The sequence below is a fragment of the Rhizobium sp. AG855 genome (assembly GCF_003610655.1).
GTDB classification, from domain to species: domain Bacteria; phylum Pseudomonadota; class Alphaproteobacteria; order Rhizobiales; family Rhizobiaceae; genus Allorhizobium; species Allorhizobium wuzhouense.
The window spans coordinates 2,585,310-2,610,104 of the sequence record NZ_RAQG01000003.1 but is presented as its reverse complement, the minus strand read 5'-3'; the positions used below and the strand labels follow the sequence as shown (position 1 = coordinate 2,610,104).

The 24,795-nt window shown below is 62.5% G+C and carries 30 protein-coding genes; 14 read left to right on the top strand and 16 right to left on the bottom strand.

Going from position 1 to position 24,795, the window contains the following annotated elements:
- Positions 1–7: 7 nt before the first annotated feature.
- On the bottom strand, positions 8–511 hold the full coding sequence (locus DFO46_RS12965) for a DNA-binding protein (RefSeq protein ID WP_120277580.1): 504 nt from the start codon (positions 509–511) through the stop codon (positions 8–10).
- 453 nt (positions 512–964) lie between these two features.
- Here DFO46_RS12965 and DFO46_RS12955 point away from each other — a divergent pair, with 453 nt between their 5' ends.
- Complete coding sequence (locus tag DFO46_RS12955; RefSeq protein WP_120277579.1) at positions 965–1,273, top strand: Dabb family protein; 309 nt, start codon at positions 965–967, stop codon at positions 1,271–1,273.
- A 57-nt stretch (positions 1,274–1,330) separates the two neighbouring features.
- Here the strand turns inward: DFO46_RS12955 and DFO46_RS12950 are convergent, their stop codons facing one another.
- The 4 genes from DFO46_RS12950 to DFO46_RS24275 are packed head-to-tail and all read right to left on the bottom strand — an operon-like array spanning position 1,331 to position 4,014.
- On the bottom strand, positions 1,331–2,230 hold the full coding sequence (locus DFO46_RS12950; RefSeq protein ID WP_120277578.1) for a zinc ABC transporter substrate-binding protein: 900 nt from the start codon (positions 2,228–2,230) through the stop codon (positions 1,331–1,333).
- A gap of 40 nt (positions 2,231–2,270) precedes the next feature.
- Positions 2,271–3,143 (bottom strand): metal ABC transporter permease, encoded by an 873-nt coding sequence (locus DFO46_RS12945; protein ID WP_120277577.1) that lies wholly within the window; start codon positions 3,141–3,143, stop codon positions 2,271–2,273.
- Positions 3,140–3,895 carry an ABC transporter ATP-binding protein gene (locus DFO46_RS12940; RefSeq protein WP_120277576.1) on the bottom strand — a complete coding sequence of 252 codons (756 nt, stop codon included), beginning with the start codon at positions 3,893–3,895 and terminating at the stop codon, positions 3,140–3,142. The genes DFO46_RS12945 and DFO46_RS12940 overlap by 4 nt, the downstream gene beginning before the upstream one ends.
- A complete protein-coding gene (locus DFO46_RS24275; protein ID WP_280953034.1) occupies positions 3,892–4,014 on the bottom strand; it encodes a hypothetical protein in 123 nt (40 codons plus the stop codon). The genes DFO46_RS12940 and DFO46_RS24275 overlap by 4 nt, the downstream gene beginning before the upstream one ends.
- A gap of 178 nt (positions 4,015–4,192) precedes the next feature.
- Here DFO46_RS24275 and DFO46_RS12935 point away from each other — a divergent pair, with 178 nt between their 5' ends.
- The gene (locus DFO46_RS12935; protein ID WP_183041893.1) at positions 4,193–5,155 is read left to right on the top strand and encodes an endonuclease/exonuclease/phosphatase family protein; all 963 of its coding nucleotides are present in this window, start codon (positions 4,193–4,195) and stop codon (positions 5,153–5,155) included.
- A 412-nt stretch (positions 5,156–5,567) separates the two neighbouring features.
- Here DFO46_RS12935 and DFO46_RS12925 read toward each other — a convergent pair whose 3' ends face one another.
- Both DFO46_RS12925 and DFO46_RS12920 read right to left on the bottom strand, forming a co-directional pair.
- Positions 5,568–6,053 carry a peroxiredoxin gene (locus tag DFO46_RS12925; protein ID WP_110789601.1) on the bottom strand — a complete coding sequence of 162 codons (486 nt, stop codon included), beginning with the start codon at positions 6,051–6,053 and terminating at the stop codon, positions 5,568–5,570.
- Positions 6,054–6,125: 72 nt separating this feature from the next.
- A complete protein-coding gene (locus tag DFO46_RS12920; RefSeq protein WP_120277574.1) occupies positions 6,126–7,013 on the bottom strand; it encodes a protein-disulfide reductase DsbD domain-containing protein in 888 nt (295 codons plus the stop codon).
- Positions 7,014–7,173: 160 nt separating this feature from the next.
- Between DFO46_RS12920 and DFO46_RS12915 the strand changes: the two genes are divergently transcribed.
- The 3 genes from DFO46_RS12915 (at position 7,174) to DFO46_RS12905 (ending at position 9,080) form a co-directional block, all read left to right on the top strand.
- The gene (locus tag DFO46_RS12915) at positions 7,174–7,779 is read left to right on the top strand and encodes a YqgE/AlgH family protein (protein ID WP_110790340.1); all 606 of its coding nucleotides are present in this window, start codon (positions 7,174–7,176) and stop codon (positions 7,777–7,779) included.
- A gap of 292 nt (positions 7,780–8,071) precedes the next feature.
- The gene (locus tag DFO46_RS12910) at positions 8,072–8,548 is read left to right on the top strand and encodes a hypothetical protein (RefSeq protein WP_147412766.1); all 477 of its coding nucleotides are present in this window, start codon (positions 8,072–8,074) and stop codon (positions 8,546–8,548) included.
- Positions 8,549–8,780: 232 nt separating this feature from the next.
- Positions 8,781–9,080 (top strand): hypothetical protein, encoded by a 300-nt coding sequence (locus tag DFO46_RS12905; protein WP_147412765.1) that lies wholly within the window; start codon positions 8,781–8,783, stop codon positions 9,078–9,080.
- A 10-nt stretch (positions 9,081–9,090) separates the two neighbouring features.
- Here DFO46_RS12905 and DFO46_RS12900 read toward each other — a convergent pair whose 3' ends face one another.
- The 4 genes from DFO46_RS12900 to thrC form a co-directional block, all read right to left on the bottom strand.
- Entirely contained in the window at positions 9,091–12,000 is a 2,910-nt protein-coding gene (locus tag DFO46_RS12900; protein ID WP_120277571.1) for an EAL domain-containing protein, read from the bottom strand.
- Positions 11,997–12,608, bottom strand: a complete 612-nt coding sequence (locus tag DFO46_RS12895) for a GNAT family protein (RefSeq protein WP_110789597.1) — start codon at positions 12,606–12,608, stop codon at positions 11,997–11,999. The genes DFO46_RS12900 and DFO46_RS12895 overlap by 4 nt, the downstream gene beginning before the upstream one ends.
- A gap of 61 nt (positions 12,609–12,669) precedes the next feature.
- Positions 12,670–13,968, bottom strand: a complete 1,299-nt coding sequence (locus tag DFO46_RS12890; RefSeq protein WP_120277570.1) for a pitrilysin family protein — start codon at positions 13,966–13,968, stop codon at positions 12,670–12,672.
- 20 nt (positions 13,969–13,988) lie between these two features.
- Positions 13,989–15,395, bottom strand: coding sequence for a threonine synthase (gene thrC, locus DFO46_RS12885; RefSeq protein ID WP_120278251.1), 1,407 nt, complete (start codon positions 15,393–15,395; stop codon positions 13,989–13,991).
- Between the two features lie 304 nt (positions 15,396–15,699).
- Between thrC and DFO46_RS12880 the strand changes: the two genes are divergently transcribed.
- Both DFO46_RS12880 and DFO46_RS12875 read left to right on the top strand, forming a co-directional pair.
- The gene (locus DFO46_RS12880; protein ID WP_120277569.1) at positions 15,700–16,266 is read left to right on the top strand and encodes a hypothetical protein; all 567 of its coding nucleotides are present in this window, start codon (positions 15,700–15,702) and stop codon (positions 16,264–16,266) included.
- Between the two features lie 98 nt (positions 16,267–16,364).
- Positions 16,365–17,285: a diacylglycerol kinase family protein gene (locus DFO46_RS12875; RefSeq protein ID WP_120277568.1), complete on the top strand. Its 921-nt coding sequence runs from the start codon at positions 16,365–16,367 to the stop codon at positions 17,283–17,285.
- Positions 17,286–17,303: 18 nt separating this feature from the next.
- On the opposite strand, the gene DFO46_RS12870 is transcribed toward DFO46_RS12875, so the two are convergent.
- The 4 genes from DFO46_RS12870 to DFO46_RS12855 form a co-directional block, all read right to left on the bottom strand.
- Positions 17,304–17,993: an HAD family hydrolase gene (locus DFO46_RS12870; RefSeq protein ID WP_110789593.1), complete on the bottom strand. Its 690-nt coding sequence runs from the start codon at positions 17,991–17,993 to the stop codon at positions 17,304–17,306.
- A gap of 135 nt (positions 17,994–18,128) precedes the next feature.
- Positions 18,129–18,719 carry a TetR/AcrR family transcriptional regulator gene (locus DFO46_RS12865; RefSeq protein ID WP_120277567.1) on the bottom strand — a complete coding sequence of 197 codons (591 nt, stop codon included), beginning with the start codon at positions 18,717–18,719 and terminating at the stop codon, positions 18,129–18,131.
- On the bottom strand, positions 18,719–19,063 hold the full coding sequence (locus DFO46_RS12860) for a multidrug efflux SMR transporter (RefSeq protein ID WP_110790338.1): 345 nt from the start codon (positions 19,061–19,063) through the stop codon (positions 18,719–18,721). Before DFO46_RS12860 ends, DFO46_RS12865 begins: the two co-directional genes overlap by 1 nt.
- 90 nt (positions 19,064–19,153) lie before the next feature.
- Positions 19,154–19,837 (bottom strand): helix-turn-helix domain-containing protein, encoded by a 684-nt coding sequence (locus DFO46_RS12855; protein WP_120277566.1) that lies wholly within the window; start codon positions 19,835–19,837, stop codon positions 19,154–19,156.
- Positions 19,838–20,002: 165 nt separating this feature from the next.
- On the opposite strand from DFO46_RS12855, the gene DFO46_RS12850 reads away from it, so the two are divergent.
- From DFO46_RS12850 to DFO46_RS12830, 5 genes are all read left to right on the top strand, one after another.
- Positions 20,003–20,332, top strand: coding sequence for an NIPSNAP family protein (locus tag DFO46_RS12850; protein ID WP_120278250.1), 330 nt, complete (start codon positions 20,003–20,005; stop codon positions 20,330–20,332).
- A complete protein-coding gene (locus DFO46_RS12845) occupies positions 20,329–20,673 on the top strand; it encodes an antibiotic biosynthesis monooxygenase (protein WP_120277565.1) in 345 nt (114 codons plus the stop codon). Before DFO46_RS12850 ends, DFO46_RS12845 begins: the two co-directional genes overlap by 4 nt.
- A gap of 63 nt (positions 20,674–20,736) precedes the next feature.
- Positions 20,737–20,982 (top strand): type II toxin-antitoxin system ParD family antitoxin, encoded by a 246-nt coding sequence (locus DFO46_RS12840; RefSeq protein WP_120277564.1) that lies wholly within the window; start codon positions 20,737–20,739, stop codon positions 20,980–20,982.
- The gene (locus DFO46_RS12835; RefSeq protein ID WP_120277563.1) at positions 20,969–21,283 is read left to right on the top strand and encodes a type II toxin-antitoxin system RelE/ParE family toxin; all 315 of its coding nucleotides are present in this window, start codon (positions 20,969–20,971) and stop codon (positions 21,281–21,283) included. Before DFO46_RS12840 ends, DFO46_RS12835 begins: the two co-directional genes overlap by 14 nt.
- A 55-nt stretch (positions 21,284–21,338) precedes the next feature.
- The gene (locus DFO46_RS12830) at positions 21,339–22,019 is read left to right on the top strand and encodes a GntR family transcriptional regulator (RefSeq protein WP_110789587.1); all 681 of its coding nucleotides are present in this window, start codon (positions 21,339–21,341) and stop codon (positions 22,017–22,019) included.
- Positions 22,020–22,387: 368 nt separating this feature from the next.
- Here the strand turns inward: DFO46_RS12830 and DFO46_RS12825 are convergent, their stop codons facing one another.
- Positions 22,388–23,215 carry a carbonic anhydrase gene (locus DFO46_RS12825; protein WP_245422571.1) on the bottom strand — a complete coding sequence of 276 codons (828 nt, stop codon included), beginning with the start codon at positions 23,213–23,215 and terminating at the stop codon, positions 22,388–22,390.
- Between the two features lie 455 nt (positions 23,216–23,670).
- On the opposite strand from DFO46_RS12825, the gene DFO46_RS12820 reads away from it, so the two are divergent.
- Both DFO46_RS12820 and DFO46_RS12815 read left to right on the top strand, forming a co-directional pair.
- Positions 23,671–24,258: a biotin transporter BioY gene (locus DFO46_RS12820; RefSeq protein ID WP_120277562.1), complete on the top strand. Its 588-nt coding sequence runs from the start codon at positions 23,671–23,673 to the stop codon at positions 24,256–24,258.
- Positions 24,259–24,282: 24 nt separating this feature from the next.
- Complete coding sequence (locus tag DFO46_RS12815; RefSeq protein WP_120277561.1) at positions 24,283–24,705, top strand: DUF1284 domain-containing protein; 423 nt, start codon at positions 24,283–24,285, stop codon at positions 24,703–24,705.
- The last annotated feature ends 90 nt before the right edge of the window (positions 24,706–24,795 follow it).

Sequence of the window (24,795 nt, the reverse complement as noted above, 5' to 3'; positions counted from 1 at the left end):
GTTTGGGTCAGGCTATTGCGACGGCGCGTCCATGGCGTGAAACCAGTCGGTCCAGATTGATGCTCCGCGCCGCCCGTGCCGTATCGCGCAGTTCCCGTTCAATGCGGTAACCTTTGGCGGCGACCAGCCAGTCGAGCACATCGGCGAGATGCCAAAGCGTCGTGCTGCCGTCATGCACGGGCAGCGGTGACCCTGAAGCCCCGACAATCAGCTTGCGCATGTTCTGCCGGCTGACATCAAGCAGTTCGGCAATTTCGGTAAGTCCCACCAGATCGGGTCCGACTTCGATGAGCTCAGCCTGGGGTAGGGCGCGTGCGACATCGTCGATAGCGCTGGTGATCGCGCTCGCCGAGTCCTCTGCTTCGCGATCGAATTCCAGCGCCAGCCGCCCGGCAAGACCGGTTCCCACAAGCGCGTCGGTGCAGTCCGCTGCCCCAAGAGCTTCAACGACCGACGCACTGTCCAGGCCGTGCGGCAGCCGGTACTTCAGCACAAAGGCGTATTCTGTCATCTTGCAATTCTTAGTCATCTTGTTCCGTCCTGCGTCGGCTGCAGCGGTCCACAACGCGGCGGATTGCGCGAGCGTGGTTCGTCGGATTGGCCGGCGTGCTCCAGATGCTGGTGATGCAGAATTCACCGCAGCGGCAGGTTTTATCGTCATAGGGGCAGTAGATCCGTCCCCAAGCATGGCTGCCGCCGATCTCAACCCGCCAGCCTTGCGCTTCCGCGTGCCGCAGGGCCTCCTCGATTTCCTTATTCGGATGCCTTCGCCTCAACTAAGCCTCCTCAAGATAATTCCGGACGAATGTGTTGTCAAATGACAACCGGTCCGTAGCAGCGCTAGTGGAGCATCATAATGGCCAGCAACCCCAGGTTTTCGCAAGGCAGCCCTCCCGGATGCGCCCTTGCCCTTTCCCCCATTCCCCCTATGCTCGCCTCAAAACGAAACACACGGGAGACATCGATGATCCAGCACTGCGTGTTCCTGCGCTTCAAGGCCGCGATCCAGGAGGCCGAGAAGCAGGCGATCTATACCGCGATCGCGGAACTGAAGGATGTCGTGCCCGGCATGCTGGAGGTGAAGTCGGGACCGAATGTCTCGCCCGAGGGCCTGAGCGGCGGTTATAACGACGGCTTCATCGTCACCTTCGAGGACGAATTGGTCCGCGACTATTATCTGAAGCATCCGCAGCATGTCGCCGTCGGCGAGCGCATCGTGCATGCCACAGATGGCGGCCTTGCCGGCATCCTGGTCTTCGACCTCGCCCATTGACGAAAAAGCCCTCCCGGTGGGGGAGGGCTTGCCGACCATGCGTCGCAGGAGTTCCGATCAGCTCGATTTTGCCATCGCGGCCGAGAGCTGATCGACATTGTAGCGGAACATCTGTTCATAGGTCGGCGCAGGGCCGTCCTTTTCCGACAGCGACTCGACATAGAGTTCGCCGCCCGACTGTGCGCCGGTGGCGCCGGCAATCTGCTCCACCAGACGCGGATCGTTGGAGTTTTCCAGGAAGTAGCTCTTCACATGTTCGGTCTTGATCTGCTCGATCAGCTTGGCAATCTCGGCTGCCGAGGCCTCCGTCTCCGTCGATAGCCCGAGCGGCGACAGGAAGGTCACGCCATACTCCCGGCCGAGATAACCGAAGGCGTCATGGCTGGTCAGGATCTTGCGGCTCGCTTCCGGAACCGCGTCGAATTTTTCGTGCGCATAGGCATCCATGGCATCGAGCTTGGTCTTGTAGGCCTTGGCGTTCGCTGCGAAATCCGCCGCATCATCAGGATCGGCCTTGGCAAGGGCCGCCTCGATATTGTCGACCCAGACCTTCACATTGACAGGGCTGTTCCACACATGCGGATCGTTCACGGTCTTGCCGTCTTCTTCCATGGTGCGCAGCGAAATGCCGTCGGAGACGACCACCGGCTTGCCGTCATAGCCGGAGGCCGAGATCAGCCGTTCCATCCAGCCTTCGAGACCCTCGCCGCTGATGAAGGTGACCTTCGCCGCCTTCAGCGCCTTGGCATCTGTCGGCGACGGCTCGAATTCATGCGGGTCGCCATTCGGCCCGACCAGGCTGGAAACCTCGACATGATCGCCACCCACCTGCGCCACCACATCGGCAAGCACGGTGAAGGAGGCAACCACCTTGACCGGCTCGCCGGCCAGCGCCGTGGAGCCGTAAAGTGACGCGATCAGGGGGAGGGCGGAGAGAAGGGTGAGCTTGCGGGTCATGAGGCACTCCTTGGAGTTCACGCTTGGGGGGAGGTCGCTCTCAAGCCTTGAGATGCGGCCGGGGGAAAAAGCGGCGAGCGATGCCCATCGGGGCAACGAGGATCGACAGGCCGTAGAGGATGGCCGCCGTCAGGATGATCGTTGGGCCGGAGGCGAGTTCGAAATGGAAGGAGGCGATCAGCCCGACATAGCTGGAGACGATGGCCGTCACGGCCGAAACCGCCATCATGCCGGGCAGCGTGCGGGCCCAGAGCTGGGCGATTGCAGCCGGCAGCATCATCAGCCCGACCGCCATCAGCGTGCCCAATGCCTGGAAGCTCGCGACGAGGTTGATGACGACGAGCAGCAGGAAGGCGAAGTGATAGAGCGATCCACGGCCGCCGACGGCGCGCAGGAAACCGGGGTCGAGGCACTCGAGCACCAGCGGCCGGTAGATCAGCGCAAGGGCTACCAGCGTCAGCGTGCTGATCGCGCCGATCAGCGTGAGCGCCGGGGCATCGATGGCAAGAATGGTGCCGAACAGCACATGCAAGAGGTCGATATTCGAGCCGCGCAGCGAGACGATGAGCACGCCAAGCGCCAGCGACGCCAGATAGAAGCTGGCAAAGCTCGCATCCTCCTGCAGCACGGTGGAGCGGCTGACGAGGCCGGAGAGCACGGCGACCGACAGACCCGCAACAAGCCCGCCTATGCCCATGGCGGTGAGCGACAGCGAACCAGCGACGAGATAACCGATGGCAGCCCCCGGCAACACCGCATGGCTCATCGCATCGCCCATCAGGCTCATCCGCCTCAAGAGCAGGAAGACGCCGATCGGCCCGGCGCTGAACCCGAGGCAAACGGCGGCCATCAGCGCGCGGCGCATGAAGCCGTAATCGGCAAAGGGCGCAATCAGCAGATCGAAGGCACTCAAGCCGCCGTCCTCCCGGTGGTGTCGGCAGGTTCGCAGACCTCGGCATCCTCGTCCCAGCGCTCGGCCATGCGGCGCATCGACAGGAGATTGGCCGGTGTCAGGACCTCGTCGGTGGCGCCCCAACCGATCAGTTCGCGGGCCAGGAGCAGCGTTTCCGGAAAGTGGTTGCGCACCTGGTCGAGATCATGCAGCACGGCAATGACGGTGCGGCCCGCCCCATGCCAGCCCGCGACGAGATCGATCAGGTCGCGGGTGGTGCGCGCGTCGATCGCGGTAAACGGCTCGTCGAGCAGGATCACCTGCGCATCCTGCAGCAGAAGCCGTGCAAACAGCACGCGCTGGAACTGCCCGGCCGAGAGCGAGCCGATCTCGCGGCGCTCGAAGCCCTCGAGTCCGACGGTGGAAAGCGCCTCCCGCGCCTTGTCCATCTCCGTCTTGCCAATGCGCCCGAACGCGCCCACCCGCCGCCAAGCGCCGAGCAGGACGGTATCGAGCACGCTGATCGGAAAGCGCCGGTTGATCTCCGCGGCCTGCGGCAGATAGCCGAAGTCATGCGCGGTCAGGGCATGCTCTATGCGGCCCTCGGCAGGCCGGATCTCGCCCATGATCGCCTTCAGCAGAGTGGATTTGCCTGCCCCGTTCGGCCCGGCAATCGCCGTCAGGCTCCCCTTGCTGATCACGCCGGAGAGATGGTGCACGGCCGGATGGCGCTGATAGGTCAGCGTCAGATTGTCAATACGGATCAGGCTCATGGAAGTGCAACAGCCCATTGGATGCCGGCCCAGATCAGGGCGATCAGCAGAAGAACAAAACACAGGCGGGCCAGCGCCGAGCGGGCGAGCAGGCTGGGAAGAAAGGCAGGATCGTCCATCGGCGGCCCGTCATAAATGTAATAACATTACGAAACCAAGGGCGCCCGCATTGCGGCAAAATCAAGGCCGATGGAGAGGCCTCCTGCCGGTGGTTTCGCCTTGCCTGTGTCTCCGCTCTGTCATCTGGCCCTGTTAGATCAGCGTTGTTCCAACACACCGTTTCACGGAGACATCGTCATGCGCAGCTTCTCGCTGATGCTTTCTGCAATCCTTCTCGCCGCTCCCGGGTTTGCCCACGCGCAGCAGCCGGTCGAACTCACCGTGATGAGTTTCAACATCTGGGGCGGCGGCGGCAATGCGGGAAAACCCGTGGATGAAACCGTCGCCGCGATCAAGGCGGTCAATCCCGACATCATCGGCATTCAGGAAACGCGCCTGGAACCCGACCCCTGCACAGCCGAGGCCTGTGTGCCCGTCGGTGAGAGCAAGGCAAAAGCCATCGCGGAAAAGCTCGGCTATTTCTATTATGACCAGAACCAGCAGAACGTCGCCCTCTGGGCGAATGCCATCCTCAGCCGTTACCCCATCGGCAAGCCGACCCCGCATGATCTGGGTGTCGAAATCGACGTGAAGGGCCGCAAGGTCTATGCCTTCAACCTGCACCTGACCGATTTCCCCTATCAGCCATACCAGGTGCTCAACATCGAATATGGCAAGGCGCCCTTTCTGAAAACCGCAGCCGAGGCAGAGGCCGCCGCCAAGGCAGCGCGCGGACCCGCACTGGATCTGTTCTTTCAGGATTTGAAACTGGCCGATGGTGCTGATGCCGCCTTCGTCTTCGGTGATTTCAACGAACCCTCGCATCTCGATTGGACTGAGGCCGCGGCCAAGGCCGGTCACCAGCCGCTTGCGGTCAGCTATCCCTCGGCCCAGCGTATCGAGACGGCCGGCGGTTTCACCGACCTTTTCCGCGCCGCCTTCCCCGATCCGGTCGCCAAGCCGGCCTTCACCTGGACGCCGACCTCGGAGCCGACCGCCAAGGACGATCATCATGACCGCATCGATTATACACTCGGCCGGGCAAAGACCCTCAAGGTCGTGAAAGCCGGCATCGTCGGAGAAAAGGCGCCCGAGGCCGACGTGGTCGTGACGCCCTGGCCATCCGATCACCGGGCGACCATGGCGGTGGTGCAGTTTTGAGGCATTGATCGGCTGAGGGAGGGCGTTCATCGGCCTCGGACACCGCGTTACCCCCCTCTGCCTTGCCAGGCATCTCCCCCTCAAGGGGGGAGATCGGATAACGGCACCGTTCGGTTTGCACGCCAGCTCTTCGGGTCACACTGATCCGACCGGCAACCGTGTCGCGGGGTCCAATCTCCCCCCTTGAGGGGGAGATGGCCAGCAGGCCAGAGGGGGGTGCCAAGCCCTGGAACCTGTCCGAAAGAGCCAGAACTTATCGTAACGGCAAGCCGATGGCGGGGTCCAATCTCCCCCCCCCCTTGAGGGGGAGATGGCCGGCAGGCCAGAGGGGGGGGACCAAGCCCTCGAACCTATCCGGTAGGTCAGAGGGGCGTACCACGCCCTCCAGTCTCTCCGGTCACCCACATTCACATCAAAGCTGCTCAATCATCGTCGCCGCCGACGAGACGGTCGCCTGACCGGGATTTTCCTCGATGTTGAGGCTCTTCACCACGCCGTTTTCGACCAGCATGGAATAACGCTTCGAGCGAAGGCCGAGTGCACCCGCCGACAGGTCCATCTCCAGACCGAGCGCCTTGGTGAAGGAGGCATCCCAGTCGGCGAGGAAGTGGATCTTGCCGAGCCCGCCCGAATGCTGCGCCCAGGCGCCCATCACGTGCCAGTCATTCACCGAGATGACGGCGATGTCGTCGACGCCGCGTTCCTTCAGCGCGTCGCGGTTTTCGAGATAACCGGGAAGGTGGTTCAGTGTGCAGGTCGGGGTAAAGGCGCCCGGCACGGCAAACAGCACCACCTTCTTGCCGGCGAACAGCTCATCCGTGCTGATCTCCACCGGGCCATCCGCCGTCTTTTCCTTGAAGGTCGCCTTGGGTAGCGTGTCGCCGATTGCAATGGTCATGAAATTCGTTCCCGTGGTTCGTCACGCCGGCCTGGTGCCGGTCGTCTCGTCGAGCGCGAATATAGAAGCCGGTTACTCAAAGGCAAGCGTGGTTTCCATGGCGCGCTCGCCCGCCACCACCAGGATGCCCCAGCGCTTGCCGGCCATCGTGTAGCCCTTGGGAAGCTTGCCGATCGGCACCGTATAGAGCGTCTCGCCATGGGGCCCCGTTGCAGCCGTTCCCTCGACATAGACATGCCCGCTTGGGCCGCTGACGAAGACCTGTGGGGCAGGGGCGCCCGCCGGCAAACGCAGGGAGACTTGCAGGGATTTCAGATCCGGCTGCATGGCATGCGCCGTCACCCGAAAGTCCTCGCTTGGCCCCGGTGGAACCAGCCGCTTGGCCTTTTCCACCAGCGCCGTTTCGTCCGGATCGCTCCCGATCTCGGCGGCCGGATCGACGGTGAGGTCCGCCTGGAAGGGAATGCAGATGTTCTGGCACACGCCGACAAAGGCCGAAAGCTTGAATGGCCGGTCTGAACCCGCATTGGCGAGCACCAGAGGCAGCGCGACCGAATGGTCGTATCCCACATCCTGCATGTCGCCGGTCGACAGCAGCTTCGGCACCGGAAAATCGACATCCGCCACGGTATAGTCGGATCCGGCGGCCGGAGTGATTGATGGCGGAATGCCGACATCGCCCGGCTCCTTCCAATAGGTGATCCAGCCTTTCTTCGGCTCCACCAGCAAAACGCCCTCGCGGGTGCCGTCGGCCTTGGCAGCCAGAAGCACCAGCCGCATTCGCCCCCCTTCGTTTGTCGCCCAGGCGCTGCTGGCCGCCTGTACGGTACCGGTCAACGCGACGAGACACAGCGGCACCAGCACGGCAAGGCCAGTCAATCGAGCGCGAACGGCCGGGCGAAAATCCTGGCGAAAGGCCTGGCGAAACAAGGGGTGGAGAGCGGTTGAACTGTCGATCATGTCCAATCATCTAGGCGAACAAATTCGGCTATACCAGTCACGCTTCGGCGAACCGCATCATTTTGGGTTGATCACAGTCCCCTTCTGCCCCATCTTGCTTGGGAGACCACCTGAACCACGCATCACACCGATGGCCGCAAGGCAGACCGAGGAGGCGGGCATGGCATTGTCGTCGAAGACATCCTTGAGAGAGCGCGGCTTTCTGGATGGTCAGCTGCTGATCGCCATGCCCGGCATGGCCGACGGCAATTTCGCCCGCGCCGTCGTCTATATCTGCGCCCATTCGGATGCCGGCGCCATGGGCTTCATCATCAACCGCTCGCAATCGGTGACCTTTGCCGATCTCCTGCTGCATCTGGAACTCATCGACCGCAATGATGCGATCATGCTGCCGGATCACGCCCGCCATTTCCCGATCCAGTGCGGCGGCCCGGTCGAGCAGAACCGCGGCTTCGTGCTGCATTCCGACGACTATCTCTCCGACAGCTCCATCCCCGTCAGCGACGACATATCGTTGACTGCGACCCTCGACATCGTCCGCGCCATTTCCGACGGCAGAGGACCCCGCTACGCCACCATGCTGCTCGGTTATGCCGGCTGGGGTCCGGGCCAACTGGAAGAGGAAATCGCCCAGAACGGCTGGCTCAACTGCGCCGCGACCGAAGACCTGATCTTCGACCGTTGCCTTGACGACAAGTATGACCGCGCGCTGGCCCTGATGGGCATCAACCCGGCCATGCTGTCGATGGATGCGGGCCATGCGTGATCAATAGACGCAGCGCAGCCATTTGCGATCTTTGGGCTTTGTAGGAACAGTTTGCAATGCTTGCCGGCATCGGCTGCGTAACACCACTTTCCGGTTTTGACACTTCCAGAAGGCACCTTTTTGCGGTTCCAAGCTCGTGGGAATATGGAGGATGGTTTGAAATGCAATCATTGGACGATTGCGGAAATAAAATTTAACTTTTGATTGAAGATGTTTTGAGGATTCACTAAGATGCCAGTCACGCAGCTGAAAGCATTGAATGAGGGCGCTCTACTTCTGGCGGAGAATTCCTATGTGGACTTGGATTGCCAGGGAAGCTGAAGCCATCGTTGCCATTGCGACTGTTTTGGGTTTGGTGGTAACTGTCGTTGGCTTTGGTTTGACCATATCTCAGTTGCAGCAGACCACAAAGCAGCTCCAGGCAGCCAATGAGTATCAAATCCGAAAAGATCTGCGAGATTTAGTTCAGGTAATTGGTCCCAAAATGCGGACAGATTGCATTGCGGATACGTCAACTTGTGAAAAGCAGCAAGTGTTGGATTCCAAGCAAAGCATAGGGTTGCTATTCAACTTTTATCAATCTGTATACAGGCAGGCGAAGGCGTCAGGAATATCTGCTGTGTTTCGTTCTCAAATGGCCGATGACTTCTGTCAATCTTTTGAGCGCCCCGAGATTGCGGCGTTCTGGGATGCTCAGGTTGCAGCGAAGCATTACAAAGCTGAAAGAGTGGAAATGAGGGCTGAATGGTGCTCCGACAAAAAACAATAATTGTCGCTCTGTTGGGCGTTTTGATCCTTTCTGTTCCATGTTCAGCAGGTGATGCATGGAACATCCTGGATCCAGCCGTCTCAGAGGCGTCCCGTGAAGCAAGTGCCGCAATGTTTGACGGCGCATCGTCACTCTTTGCAGGTCTGCTGAGAGTGAGCGACAAAATCGGCGTTCACCAGAGCGCTTTTTAGACGCGGCCGCTCGACTTGAGGAAACGTCAAAACTTTTCTTAGTGCTTGCAGAATCCGAGTTTGCTCAGAGAACATTCCCTGAAATTGAAACCGGCGAACGCCTTTATGCGTGGCTACAATCTGTTCGTGGCGGTGACGTTGGGCCTGTGGAGGAAGTCACGGCCGCAGACTTGCTTTTGGCTGCTTCCGCAGAAGCTGGCAGTATATCAGGCTCACTGCGTGAAAGTTTGGCAGATAGCGGATATCCAAACCCATCTGGTGTGCGTAACGTTATTGATCGCTATGCTCAATTCCTCAGCGTTGGCACTATTGCTGCCGATGGCTTTTCACGAATGAAGTAGCACGGTCCCCTCACGCCCGCTTCATCAGCGGAAACCGTTCCTTCAAAAGCCTGAGCACCGATTCCGACCCGAGCGGCGGACCGAAGAGATAGCTCTGGCCGAATTCGCAGCCCATCATGGCGAGATCGGCAGCGTCCTGGTCGGTCTGGATGCCCTCGGCCACCACCTGCATGTCGAGCCCGCGCGCCATGGCGACGACGGAGCGCAGGAGCACGGCGCGTTTGTCCGACTGGTCGCAGACCAGCGCCTTGTCGAGCTTGATCGTGTCGAAGGGGAAGCGGGTGAGATAGGCGAGCGACGAATAGCCGGTGCCGAAATCGTCGAGCGCCAGGCTGATGCCGGTATCCTTCAGCTTCTGCAGCATCAGGCGCGCCTGTTCCGGGTTTTCCATGACGACGCTTTCCGTCAGCTCCAGCTTGATCCGCTTCGGATCGCACTGGGTCTTGGTCAGCATCGCGCGCACGTCATTGTAGATCTCGCTGGAGATCAGCTGCGCCGAGGACAGGTTGACCGAGACGAACAGCGGCAGCTCGCCGGTCTGGCGCTCCCAGTCCATCAGGTCGGTCGAGGCGCGCTCCAGCGCGAACATGCCGAGCGGCTCGATGAGGTCAGACATCTCAGCGATCGGGATGAATTCCGTCGGCGGAATGTTGCCGCGCTTGGGATGATCCCAGCGCATCAATGCCTCGAAGCCGGCGATCTCGCCATTCGACAGCCGGACGATCGGCTGGTAGGCCATCGTCAGTTCCTTGCGCTCGATCGCGCGGCGCAGGTCCGTTTCCAACTGTAGCCGGTCGGTGCTGACGGTGCGGAAGGCCGGACGGAAAGGCTCGACGCGGTTGCCGCCGGAGCGTTTCGCCCGGTACATGGCAAGCTCCGCATCCGCCAGAAGGCTGGTCGCACTTTCCTGCTGGTCGACCCAGGAGACGAGGCCGATCGAGGCCGTGAGGCTGATTTCGCGATTGGCGAAGTTGAGCGGCACCATGATCGCCTTGGAGACCGCATCGGCAAAGTCGGCGATCTTGCCGGGGTCCTTTTCCGACACCAGGATCAGGCCGAACTCGTCGCCGGACAGACGCGCCAGCGTATCCTGCGGCTTCAGCAAGCGGCGCAGGCGGCGTGTGATCGCAATCAGGATATTGTCGCCGGCAGCGATGCCGAGCGCATCGTTGACCTGCTTGTAGCGGTCGATGTCGATTGCAAGCACGGTCGGGCGCACGCTGTCGGAGGTCGAGGCGAGCGACAGGATCGCCTGCAGCCGGTCGAGGAAGACCTCGCGGTTCGGCAGGCCTGTCAGGTTGTCGTGCATGGCATCGACCAGCAGCCGGTCGATCGAGTTCTTCTGCTCGGTCACGTCGATGATCGTGCCGACGCAACGGATCACTTCGCCGTTTGATCCCAGCACGGGACGAGCGCGGATCTTCAGCCAGTGGAAATGCCCGTCTTCGGCGCGGATGCGGAATTCGTGGCTGAGCCGACCCTTGCGATGCTCGAGCAGCACGTCGAGCGTGGCGCGGAACCGGTCGCGATCGTCGGGATGCAGGCGCGGCAGCCAGTTTCGTGCCGGCCCATGCATGGTGCCGGGCGAGAGGCCGAGACGAACCGAGACGTCGGGGCTGGTCACGACGCGGTCGCGCGCCACATCCCAGTCCCAGACGGTGTCGCCGGAGCCGGTCAGCGCCAGCGACTGGCGCTCGAGATCGGAGAACAGCCCCTGCTGATAGGCGCCGCCGGCAAAGGCGTGCTGCATGACCGTGAAGCCGATCAGGAGAACGATGAGAACCAGGCCCCCGCCGAGTGCCGGCTGGATGATGTCGTTGGACAGCTGTCCGGTCACCGTCATCCAGCCGCCGAATAGCCAGACGAGGATCAAGACCCAGGTCGGCACCAAAAGCACGGCGCGGTCATAGCGGTTGAAGCCGAGATAGATGATCAGGCCGATGCCGACGACACCGGTCAGCGCAAACGAGATGCGCGCGATACCGGCGGCAATCGAGGGATCGACGATGGCAACCCCGAACAGGGCGGCAAGTCCCAGCATCCAGGCAAGCGTCGCATAGCCGAGATGCACATGCCATCGATTGAGGTTGAGATAGGTGAAGAGGAAGATGACGAGCGACGAGGCGAGCGCGACTTCCGCCCCCGCGCGCCATATTCGCACATCGGAAGACGTGATCGAGATCAGCTTTTCGAGGAAACCGAAGTCGACGCAGATATAGGCAAGCACCGCCCAGGCAAGTGCTGCCGCCGCCGGCAGCATCGAGGTGCCCTTCACGACGAAGAGGATGGTCAGGAACACGGCGAGCAGGCCGGCAATGCCGAGAACGATGCCGCGATAGAGCGTGAACGCGTTGACCGTGTCCTTGTAGACGTCGGGTTCCCAGAGATAGATCTGCGGCAGGTTCGGCGAGGCGAGTTCCGCCACGAAGGTGATGACGGTGCCCGGATTGAGGGTGATGCGGAAGACGTCGGCATCCGGGCTTGGTACCCGGTCGAGCGCGAAGCCTTCCGAAGGCGTGATCGCCATGATTCTCTGCGAGCCGAGATCCGGCCAGAACAGCTTGGAGCCGGACAGGCGGAAATGCGGCGCGACGATCACGCGCTCCAGCTGTTCTTCCGAGACATTGGCGAGCGCGAAAACGGCCCAGTCGCCCTGATGGGTATCGGAGCTCGAACGCACCTCGATGCGACGGCGGATGCCATCGGCACCGGCAGCCGTCGAAACCTGGAAGGCGGCGCCCTGGTTTGTGTAGATCTCGGTGGTCGCGGTCAGGTCGAGGGCCGTGTCGTCACGGGCAATCTTGACCGGTTCGACGGCGAAAGCCGGCGCGACGAAGCCGAGGCACAGGGCCGAAAACAGGGCGAGTACGAGGAGTAACAGGCGCTGAGCCCTGCGCGGAGCAATCTGGGTCTGCGTCATGAGCCTGCTTTGCCGTTCCGTCCCCGAGCCGGGGCGATCTTCGAAAACAGCACGTGGTCGCGCCATTCTCCGTTGATTTTCAGATATTCGCGCAAAAGACCTTCTCGCTCAAATCCCGCTTTCTCCAGCAGGTTTACGCTGTTGACGTTGTCGGGAATACAGGCTGCTTCGATACGGTGCAACTCGAGCGGCCCGAAGATGTAGGGAATAGCCAGTTGAAGTGCGGCAAACATATGACCCTTGCCGGCATGTTTTTCGCCCATCCAGTATCCGATCATGCAAGCCTGCGAAGCGCCGCGCCTGATCAGGCCAATGGTCAGCCCCCCGAGAAGCGTGTCCGTTTCCCGTTCGAACAGGAAGAGCGGCACCGCCATGCCGGAATGAAACTCCTGCTCGTTGCGCAACACCCGCTGGCGAAAGGCACGCTCCGTCAGTTCGTCGGTGCGCCAGGTCGGCTCCCAGGGCTGCAGGAAGGCACGGCTGTCGCGTCGAAGAACGTGCCAGGCTTCGAAGTCGCGGTAGCGGGCAAGTCGCAGCAGATGCCGCTCGCCCACGAGTTCCGGAAGCTCCGCCTGTCGCGACAGAAACCGAAAGACCGAGCGCGTCATCCTGGAACCCCCAGAGAAATCCGGCGGCGAACCCGCCGGATGAATTCATTCGCGATATCCCTCAGCCGGCCGCCTTGCGGGCGCCCTTCTGCTGAACACTGAGAGCGCCTGCGATCTCGTCGAGCGACACCAGCTTGTCCACCGGGCCGATGGCCGAGAGCGTCGGTGCCGTGTCGAAGAACAGGCGCCCGGCAAGGTCGGTCAGGCGCTGTGTGGTGATGCCGGCCAGCCGCTCCATCATCTCCTGGTTCGGAATGGTGCGGCCGTAGAGCATCATCTGCCGGGCAATCTGTCCGGCGCGGGCGGCCGGGCTTTCCTGGCTCATGAGCAGCTGTGCGCGGATCTGGGCCCGCGAGCGCTCGATCTCCTGCTGGTCGATGTGTTCGGACGCCTTGCGGAGTTCGTCGATGATGACAGGCACCAGTTCCGGCAGATTGTCGCCGCCGGTCGCGGCATGAATGCCGAAGATGCCGGTGTCGGAAAAGCCCCAATGGAAGGCATAGACGGAATAGCAGAGGCCACGGATCTCGCGCACTTCCTGGAAGAGGCGCGAGGACATGCCCCCGCCCAGGATGTTCGCCAGGATCTGCGAACAGTAGAAATCGCGCATGTGATAGGCCTTGCCCTCGAAGCCGAGCAGGACCTGCGTATCCATCAGGTCGCGTTCCTCGCGGGCTTCGCCGCCGGTGTAGCGGGCGACATCCATCACGGGCGGGGCGGAGGGCTGGGTCGGAAGCGAGGCAAAACGCTGTTCGACCTGCTTGACGAAGGCGTCATGATCGACCGCGCCGGCGGCGACCACGAACATACGGTCCGTCGTGTAGTTGCGCGAGAGATAGGCGCGGATCTGGTCGCTGGAGAAGGATTGCACCGTGTCAGGTGTTCCCAGAATGCTGCGGCCGATCGTCTGGTCCTGGAAGGCCCGTTCGGAGAAGCGGTCGAACACCACGTCGTCGGGCGTATCGTCGGCCGCGCCGATCTCCTGCAGGATGACGTGTTTTTCGCGCTCCAGCTCTTCTTCATCGAAGAGCGAATCCGTCAGGATGTCGGCAAGGATATCGACGGCGAGCGGCACATTGTCCTTGAGAACACGGGCGTAATAGGACGTGGTCTCGGTCGATGTGGCGGCATTCAGCTCGCCCCCGACATTCTCGATCTCTTCGGCGATCTGGCGCGCGCTGCGCTCGTTCGTGCCCTTGAAAGCCATATGCTCGAGCAGATGCGCAATGCCATGCTCGGCTTCGGTCTCATTACGCGAGCCGGACTTGATCCAGGTGCCGAGTGCCACGCTTTCAAGATGTGGCATATTCTCGGTTACGACAGTCAAACCCGATGGAAGCCGGGTACACTCAACATTCATGGTCCGTCTTTCTGCGCTTCTCAACCGTCCGCACGGGCATGTGTGCCGACAAAGCTTTCGACGGCCTTAAGGTCCGCGGGCAGGATTTCGAAGCGCTCCTCCCTGTCCATCAGATCAGCAAGCCATGTCGGAAGCGCGGGGTCAATACCGCAGGCCGATTTTACTGCCGCCGGGAATTTCGCCGGATGGGCGGTGGCGAGAACCACCATGGGGCTCTGCGGCTTCTCGAATTTCTTCGCCACATGCACGCCGACGGCCGTATGCGGGTCGAGCAGATAGCCGGTGTCGGCCAGCACAGCCTTGATGGTTTTCGCCACCTCCTTCTGCGTTGCGCGGCCGGCGCGGAACTCGCGGCGGATCGCTTTCAGCGCCTCCGGCTGGATCTCGAACGAACCCGACTGCTTGAGGCCTTCCATCGCAGAGCGGATGGACGCGGCATCGCGGCCGTAGGATTCGAACAGCAGCCGTTCGAAGTTCGAGGATATCTGGATGTCCATTGACGGCGAGGTCGTCGCCATGACGCCCTTCATCTCGTAACGCCCGGTCTTCATCGTGCGCGAAAGAATGTCGTTGTCATTGGTGGCGATGACCAGCCTGTCGATCGGCAGGCCCATTTTCTTCGCCACGTAACCGGCAAAGATGTCGCCGAAATTGCCTGTCGGCACCGTGAACGAGATCTTCCGGTCCGGTGCGCCGAGCGCGACGGCAGACGTGAAATAGTAGACCACCTGCGCCATGATGCGCGCCCAGTTGATCGAGTTGACGCCGGATAGCTTCACCCGGTCGCGGAAGGCAACATCGTTGAACATCGCCTTCACCAGGTTCTGGCAGTCGTCGAAATTGCCCTCGACTGCAATCGCATGCACGTTGTCTTCCGTGCAGGATGTCATCTGACGCTGCTGCACCGGCGACACCTTGCCATGCGGGAAGAGGATGAAGATGTCGGTGCGCGCGCGCCCGGCAAAGGCGTCGATCGCGGCCCCCCCGGTATCGCCCGAGGTCGCGCCGACGATTGTGGCGCGCTCGCCGCGCTTCTCCAGCACATGGTCCATCAGCCGGGCAAGCAGCTGCATCGCCACGTCCTTGAAGGCGAGCGTCGTGCCGTGGAAGAGTTCCAGCACGAAGGAATTCGGCCCCGTCTGCACCAGTGGGGCGACGGCCGGATGCTTGAAGGTCGCATAGGCCTCGTCGATCATCGCGCGGAAGGTGGCGGGCTCGATCTCGCCATTGGTGAAGGGCAGAAGCACCTCGTAGGCGACGTCCTGATAGCTCTTGCCGCGCAGGCCCCGGATCGCCTTTTTCGACATCTGCGGCCATTCGCGCGGCACATAAAGGCCGCCGTCGCGGGCAAGCCCGGCGAGAAGCGCGTCACAAAAGCCGAGGCTGGGGGCCTCTCCGCGGGTCGAGATATATTCCACGTTGCTTATCCTTGGATGTGTGTTGTCCGGATCGATGACGCCCGCAAATCTATGGCGTTTTCGATAAAGAGGTTTGCCATTTTGCGCCAGACCGGAGGTGTGAATTTCGCAAGCCCGGCAATGCCGGCCACGACCGGGGTCGAGGGCGTGAGGCAGGGGCTGGGCTGGCAGATCGAAAATTGACTCAAATTGCCGGCTACCCAATCGATTTTTGTTGTGGCCGCTGGTATAGACCATCCGCAAGGGCGCTGAAAAGCCTCAAGTTTGACTGTTTTCCGGCTTTTTCGGCCGAGCATGCGGAAGGTGAAATCTCGTGTCTGTAAACGTGTCGCGTGGTGTCTTGGTGGTTTCGCTGATGATGGTGCTGGGCGGTTGCAACGCCGGCAGCATGGGGTCGGGCCTCGGCCTGTCTCCGACGGAACCCGCAGCCCAGCCTGCGACACAGACTGCAGCTGCCGTTCAACCTTTCGTCCAGGGTTTCTGCCCGCAGATCTCGCTGCGTGACGGCACGTCGGTGTACCGCACCTATGCGAAGTCGAAGAGCCAGGACGCCAAGGACGTGGTCTTCCAGGCCTCGCTTGCCGACACGACTCGCGCCTGCTCGCGCACCGACACGACGCTCACCATCACCGCGCTCTTGCAGGGCCGCCTGACCTCCGGACCGCAGGGCAAGGCAGGCTCGATCAACCTGCCGATCCGCGTGACCGTCATGGACGGCGATCAGGAAGTCACCTCCGAGATCGAACAGTACGCGGTCAACCTCGCCGATGTGAACCAGCCGACACAGTTCGTCTATACCAAGCAGGTCACCGTTCCCGGCAATGTTTCGGGCGTGACGCGCGTCTATGTCGGCTTCGACGAAGGTAAAAAGAAAAAGTAACTTCCCCCCTCTATTCTGTGACCGGCGTCGCGGCGGGCTGAACGTTCGCTGCGCCAAGGGCATGCGCCGGCCAGACCGGCGGTGGGGGAGCATCAGCGGTGAACGTCGTCATTATCAGGAACCCGGTCGCGGGTGGCCGCAGGCAGAGCGGCGCATGGAAGGCAGCCTACAAGGCCTTTTCAGATCAATTCCCAGGACTGGATGTCCAGGAAAGCCGCTCGGGCGGTGATGCCATACGGCTTGCGCGCGAACAGGCCGACCGAGGCTGTGACCTCGTGATCGTCGCCGGCGGTGATGGCACGATCAGCGATGTGGTTCACGGCATCCTCACCTCGACCCGGCCCGATACGCCGCTTGCATTTCTGCCGATTGGCACCGGATGCGATTTCGTCCGCAATTTCGCGCCTCCGGTCGATCCCGTCGAACTTGCCCGCCGGATCGCGGGCGCCAGCCCCCGCAAGATCGATGCCGGCCTTCTTTTGGCGCGGGATGCGCAGGGTCTGGAGCAGCGCCGCTACTTCGCCAATATCGCAAGCGTCGGGATCTCGGGCGAAATCGTCGACGCGGTCAATGCCGGCGGTCGCCGCAAGATCGTCACCGGTCCGCTGCGCTTCCTGCTCTTCTCGGTCATGGCGATCCTGCGCTATCGCCCCTACCGCTTCGACATTCTGGTCGATGGCATGCGGGTGCATGAGGGGCCGCTGGCAATTGCCGCCATCGCGAACGGTGGCTGGTTCGGCGGCGGCATGCACATCACACCGCAGGCGGATGTGGCCGACGGCCTGTTCGACGTGGCGGTGATGCGCGAAGAAAGCGTCTTCGGTCTGCTTGGTTTACTGAAGAGCCTCTATACGGCGGGACATCTCGGCCATCCGCTCTTGAGCTTCCATCGCGGCCGCCGTGTCGAATTGCGCCCGCAGGACCCCGATCGCTTCCCGATCGAGGTTGATGGCGAAAACCCCATTCGCGGCGGCTTCGTCGCGGAAATCGTGCCGAAGGCGCTGACGATCAGGTTCTGAGCGTCGGGAGCGACAGGCTCAGAACGCGCCTTCCCATTCTTCCATGGCGGCAATCACGCCCGGCAGGTCGGTCATGCGGGCAATCACCGTCTCGGCGCCGGCATCGGTCAGCTTGTCGGCATGCGACGGATAGGTATGCGAAGCACCGGTAAAACCGATCACCCGCATGCCGGCTTCCCGCGCCGCATGCACGCCATGCACGGAATCTTCGACCACGACGCAGCGCGACGGGCTGACATTGAACTGCTTGGCGCCATGCAGGAAGATGTCGGGCTTGGGCTTGACCCGGTCGGGACCGAGATCCTTGGCGGAGAAGATGTGCGGCGCAAAGAATTCCTTGAGGCCGACCTTGCTCAGCATCAGGTCGAGCCGCGCGGTCGACGAATTCGAGCAGATGCAGCGAGGCCCCTTGATGCGGGAAAGGGCAAACTGCACGCCCTCGATCGCCTTTACCTCGCGCGCCAGCTTCTGGTCGAGCAGCTGTTCCGACTTGTCGATCAGGCTGGCCGACAGCGGAATGTCGACTTCCTTCTCGATCGACAGAAGGATGTTCTTCCAGGTCATGCCGGCAAAACGCTCGCCCATTTCCTCGACCGAGATCGGATAACCCGCCTCCGTCAGAAGCTTCGATTCCACCTTGGCGGCGATGATCTCGGAATCGACGAGAACGCCGTCGCAATCGAATAGGGTAAGCTCGAAACTGCTCATGGGGGATCCGTGGTGTCGTGAGGGATGGTCGCTCCCTACACGATCAATGGGCCGAGGACAATCACACCGCTTGCATGGCAGCGTCCCCGCAATGGCAGTCTACCGCGTGCGAGTTTGCTGGCACCCGCTCCACAATCATCCGCCGGCCATCTTCAAAAGCTCAGCCTCCAGCGACTGCGGATAACGCCGGATCCCGTTTTCCTTCTCCAGCACATCCGCGAGCCAGATGCCGTCGGCCGCCAGCCGCACGGTGGTAAAGGCCGGATCGCCATCGGTGTCGTGATGCCGCGACTGCCGCGCATCGAGCCAGCGCGACCACAGCGCCTTGAGCTGCGGTTCCGTCACGATGGCGACCGCAAGCGCTGCCCAGAGACTTTGCGCCCCGAGCGGCCGATCGGCAAAACAGGCCCTGACATAGGCCCGCGTGAAGCGACCTTCCGGCTTCGGGTCTTCCGCCATCGACCGGTCGATTTCCCGGTCGAGCTGGTCGAGCAAATCGGCAAACACGGCAGCCAGCAGCGTCTGTTTGCTGTCGAAATGATGCAGCAGCCCGCCCTTGGTCACGCCCGCCCGCTCCGCCACGGCCTGGATGGTGATGGCGGCGGTCCCTTGTTCGGCGGCGATTTGGGCGGCACAATCGAGCAGTGCCCGGCGCACCTGTTCCGGCTGCTTCTTGCGGCGATGCGCCGAATGCGGCGCCTCGGAAGGGGAGGGGGCAGAAGCCATCAATGCGATACCGAACTCGACAGCGTGTTCATCACGATCACGCCCGCAACGATGAGGCCTATGCCGGCCAGCGCCGCATAATCCAGGCTCTGCTTCAGGACAAAGACGCTGATCAGCGCCGTCAGCACGATGCCGAGCCCGCCCCACATGGCATAGGCAATGCCGAGCGGCAGCCCTTTCAGCGCATGGGTGAGCAGATAGAAGGAGGCGGCATAAAAAACCACCATGCCGGCTGTCGGCAATAGCTTGGTGAACTGCGCCGATTTCTGCAGCAGGGTCGTGCCTATCACTTCGAGCACGATGGCTGCGGTCAGCGCGCTATAGGCGGCAAGGGCGGGATTCATCGAAGACACTCCGGAGGCGGCAATTGTATAAAACATACCGTACGGTCGGTTTCTTTGCAAGGGCTCGGATGGCGCCCGCACATCGCATCTTCAAGCCATGGGAAACATCGCGAGAAACCGGCGCTCGCCTTCCGGCGAAAAGCGGATGATCCGGCTTTCCTCGACCCGCCGGGCATGCCCCTGGTCGAGGACGTGTGAAAGAAGCGCGGCGCCCAGCGAGCCGGCCAGATGCGTGCGCCGCTCGCTCCAGTCGAGGCAGGCGCGGCAGAGCGGGCGGCGTTTGGCCCGCAGGCTGCCGATATCGACACCGTGGTCGCTCAGCAGCATGTCACCGGCCGACGTCAAAGTCAGTGCCTCGTCTTCCGTGCGGATCGCCCCTCGCGCGACCAGGCTGTCCAGCATGCGCACGCCATAATCGCCGGCCAGATGGTCGTAGCAGATGCGGGCTTTCCGGAGCTCCGGCTCCTTCGGCCCGGTGCGATGGCGCAGGTGCCCGCGCGTTGCCGAAAAGCTCATCAGGCTCTCGATCATTGCCCCGACATGGCCATCGGCCAGCGCGAAATAGCGATGCCGGCCCTGCTTGCGTTGCGAAAGCAATCCACCCTCTTCGAGTTTCGACAGATGGGAACTCGCCGTCGGAAGCGTCACGCCGGCCGCCCCCGCCAGTTCCGTCGCCGTCAACGCCTTGCCGCCGAGAAGGGCCAGCAGCATGTTCGAGCGTGCGGGATCGCCGATCAGCGAAGCGATGCGCGCAATGTCGGGTCCTTCGGCCATGAAATGCTCTCCTCTGTCGGTTATAGTATGGAGCAACAATGTAGCCCATGCTTCGATCCCGGTCGAACTGTCGCGGAAAAGAGACCGCCGAAACTTCGACCGCGATCGAAGCATCACCCGATGCCGCTATGCCAGAACCGCCTCGTCAACAACGAGGAGCCAGCCATGATCACCTGCATCATCCGTTACCGCATCGACCCCTTCGGCCGCGATGACTTCGCAACTTACGCCCGCAACTGGGGCGAGGCGATCCCGCGCTGCGGCGCCGATCTCGTCGGCTATTTCGCCCCGCATGAGGGCTCCGCCACGACTGCCTACGGCGTCTACCATATCGAGGATCTCGCGGCTTATGAGACCTACCGCGCAAGGCTTGCAGCCGATCCGCTCGGCAAGGCCAATTACGAATTCGCCAAAAGCGCCCGCTTCATCCTGGAAGAAGACCGTCTCTTCCTGAAGAACGTGTCGAACCCGCCATCATCGAAGGTTCAGCCATGATCGCCGTCATCTTCGAGGTCGTGCCCTTCATCGGCGAGCGCCACCGCTATCTTGATCTCGCCGGCGACCTGCGCGCCCGGCTGGAAAAGATCGACGGCTTCATCTCCGTCGAGCGTTTCGAAAGCCTGACCACGCGCGGCAAGCTCTTGTCGCTGTCCTTCTGGCGCGACGAAGAGGCCGTGCGCCGCTGGCGCGAAACCCCGGATCATCGCGCCGCCCAGGGCGCGGGCCGTGGCGGCATCTTCGCCGACTACCGTCTGCGCGTCGCCCATGTCCTGCGCGACTATGGCCTGACGGAGCGGGAGGAGGCGCCGGAGGATAGCCGCGCGCAGCATAGGTGAGGGGAGAGCTTTGACAAACTTTGCCATAAGCACCATCATTCTCTGAATGACAGGAGGCAGCCCATGGCAACGATGAATGTATCACTGCCCGATCCGATGAAGGCCTGGGTAGAGCGTCAGGCCGAGAGCGGTCGCTACGGCAATGCCAGCGACTATATCCGTGACCTGATCCGCAAGGATCAGGAGCGGCTGGGAGCCTTCGAACAACTCCAGGCCGCCATCGCCAAGGGCGTCGAAAGCGGCCCACCGGAACCCTTCGATCCGGAGGCGTTCAAGCGGCGCATGCGAGAAAGCCATGGCGCCCGCTAGCGGCACCTATGCAATCGCGCCGGAAGCGCTGCGGGATCTTGAAACCATCTGGACCTATGGTGCGGAAATCTGGTCTGTCGATCAGGCCGATCGGTATCTCGATGAACTCGTCTTGGCATTTGACCGGGTTGGCCGGACGCCGACCCTGTTTCGCGAGTGTCTCGAATTCACACCTCCGGTACGGATCTATCCTTTTAGCAGTCACCTGATCGTCTATATCGGCGTGGGAGGCGAGGTGACCATACTCCGCGTTCTGGGCGGCGGCCAGGATTGGCAGGCCATCCTGCGGGCCATCGACTGACGCTCCCGTCGTCCCTCCCTCGACAAGCCGCGTCCCGCTGACTATGCAGGGATCCATGCCGAAAAAGCCCGAAGATTCGCCTGAGGATACGATTGCGAGCCGCATCAGCCGTGCGCTGGCGGAGCGTATCATCCATGGCGAGCTCGTGCCCGGTTCGCGGCTGGCGCAGGATCACATCGCCGAGGAGTTCGGCGCAAGCCACGTGCCGGTGCGCGAGGCCTTTCGCCGGCTGGAGGCGCAGGGCCTCGTCGTCAGCATTCCACGCCGGGGCGTGCGGGTCGCGAGTTTCGACCTGAAGCAGGTGCGCGAAGTCGCCGAAATGCGCGCCGCCCTCGAAGTCCTGGCGCTGCGTCACGCTGCCCCGAACTTGACGCCCGACGTGCTGGCCGCCGCCGAACGGGCCGCAGCCGATGCTGATGATGCCAAGGACGTGCGAACCTGGGAGGAGGCCAACCGCCGCTTCCACCGCCTGATCGTCTCGACCTGCGGCATGCCGCGCCTGCTCTCGGTCATCGACGATCTGCATGCCGTCTCCGCCCGCTTCCTCTTCGTCGCCTGGCGCGCCACCTGGGAAGCCCGCACCGACCACGATCACCGTGCCATCTTGGAAGCGCTGAAATCCGGCAATGCGACGGAAGCCGCCCGCATCCTGGAACGCCACGTCCAATGGATCGGCCGCGCGCCGATGCCGGTGCCGGGCCGTGCGGAGACCGAAGGCTTTGCGATCGTCGGCTGAGATCTCCCCTACCTACCCTTAAGGGGGAGGTCGCCGCAAAGCGGCGGGTGGTGTGATTTTCCATGAGTGCCATGGACGGCGGCGGCCACCTTTGCTCACCCACCCCGGACCTACGGTCCGACCCTCCCCCTCAAGGGGAGGGTGGTTCCGCCGAAACGCCAGTGTTTTTCAGCCAGAGCATCCGGGATTTGCCTCCGCTGAGATGCCACGCTCTACCCACCTCCCCTTGAGGGGGGCGCCGCAAAGCGGCGGGTGGGGTGATTTTCCACGAGCGCCATGGACGGCGGCGGCCACCCTTGCTCACCCCACCCCGGACCTGCGGTCCGACCCTCCCCCTCAAGGGGAGGGTGGTTCGGGCCCTGTGTTCCCTACGCGATCTTGTCGATGAACTGCACTTCGCCCGTCTCGATGTCATAGACGGCTGCAATCACCTTCACCGCCCCGCTATCCACCAGATGCGAGACGATGGCGCTTTCTTCGGTAATGCGTTTGGCCCCGGAAACGGCATTGTTGCGCACGGTCTGGCCGACGAAATCCTCAGATGTGAACAGGGCGGCCAGCGCCACCGGCAGGATCGGCTGCACCATCTTGCCGATCGAGCCTTCGAGCTCAGCCCCCTTCTTCACCACGTCGCAGGCGGCCGCCACCGCCCCGCATTTCTTGTGGCCCATGACCACCACCAGCGGCGCATGCAGATGTTCCGTGCCATATTCGATCGTGCCCAGCGCGCCGGTATCGAGCACATTGCCGGCATTGCGCACGACAAAGAGTTCGCCAAGCGTCACGCCGCCAAAGATCAGCTCCGGCGTCACCCGGCTGTCGGAGCAGGTGAGCACGATCGCCCAGGGGTGTTGCCCGCCGGCAAGCTCGGTGCGGCGTTCGGCAAGATCGGCGGCGCAGGCATTGGCATCCTCGACGAAGCGGCGATTGCCCTCTTTCAGTTTGGTCAGCGCCTGTTTCGGCGTCAGCCCGTCGGTCGGTGCCGCATGCGGGTCGGCCGCCGGCTTGGCCTCGGCCGCCTGGGGCGCGTCATGGCCGCTCTCGGCTGGCGCCTCGACCGCATGCCCGTCCGCGCCATGCGCGTCTGTGGCCGCGCTCTTTTTCGTCTCGGAGGCCTGCGCCATCGGCGCGATCCCGCTTGCGACAAAGCCGAGGCCGGCGAGTTTCATCAGATGGCGGCGCTTCAGACCTTTCATGCCAAGGTCATTGCAGTCGAGACACATCGGTCGGCTCCCGTGTTGAGGTGGAAAGGCGTGCTCGACGCGGATGACGAGTACGGAATATCCGCCGCACCCCGCCAGCCACACGATCGCATTCCGCCTCATCCTGCGGGTTATTTGTAAATGATGGTTTTCGGAAATGCCGTGATTGCCGGACCATTTTTAGGCTAGGTCCTTGCCTTGGAGCTCATAGACTCGGCAGTTCCAAAATTATAGATAATAAGTCAACTGATATTGTGATTGCATGAGTTCGGGAAAATATGCCCGGAAACTCAAGCGCTTGCCGGGATTTCCGTCGCGAGAAATCGCAGGGCTGGCCATTTGTCGTCCACACGATTGCATCTGGCTGGCCTGGCTCAGGCTTGCCGCCCACTAAAATCATAGATAAAAGATTCGCCGTGAATAAGATTATCTATAAAATGGAGATTGCGATGACGACTGCTTCCGCCCTGTCCCACCGTTTCGATCCGCTCGGACTGTCCGGCCGTTCGCTGCCGGTAAAGGCCGCGCTTGTGCTATCCGGCACCGGCATCCTGGCGCTCGCCTCCCAGGTCTCGGTTCCCATGGTGCCGGTCCCGATCACCCTGCAGACCTTCGCACTGACCATGCTCGGCGTGCTCTATGGCTGGCGCTTGGGAGCGCTCACCGTGCTCGCCTGGCTCGGCGAGGCGATGTTGGGCCTTCCGGTCCTCGCCAATGCCTCCGGCGGCCTTGCCCCCTTTGTCGGCCCGACGGCTGGTTATCTCGTCTCCTTCCCGATCATCGCTGCCCTTGCCGGCTTTCTCGCGGAAAAGGGCTGGACGGGTGAGCACGTCGTAAAGAGCTTCGTCGCCCATCTCGCCGCCAACATTCTGTGCCTCGCCATCGGCGGCGCCTGGTTGTCCTGGATGATCGGTCTGGAAAAAGGTCTGGCCTTTGGCGTGACACCCTTCATCCTGGGTGCCGTGATCAAATCGGCGCTCGCCGCTGCCGTGCTGCTGGCCCTTGCCCGCCGCAAGGCACAGCCGCTCGACCTCTGACCTGCGATCTGCCACGATAGACTGATGACCGTCCGGCTCCGCCCCCACCACCTGCTCTGCATGCTGACCTATGTCGGCAAGGGCTATTCTCCCGCCTTCGTCGAGAACTACGAGGCAATCGCCGCCCGTCTCTCGGCCGGCGAGGAAATCGAACTGGTGGCCGGGCCGGACGACATCTGCGGCCCGCTCACCGCAGACCCCGAGGCCCATTGCCATGGGCCAAGCGTCGCCGAGCGGGACCGCGAAGCCGCTGACGCCGTCGCCCGCCTCATCGGCAGTCCGCTGCCGCCCGGCGCCCGCATCACGCCGTCAGCCGCACTCCTCGCCCGGCTCAGAAAAACCTTCGCCACCGGCGAGATCCGCACCGCCTGTTCGGGCTGCGAATGGTCGGAGCTTTGCGACAGCGTTGCCGACGGTGGGTATGTCGGCGTGCGGGTTGGGATCTGACGCCGGCGGTGTCCCGTTCGCCCCGCCTGCGGGGAGACGGTGCCCGAAGGGTCAGGCGCAACTCGTTGCGCCGGGGGACGAGGGGCTGTC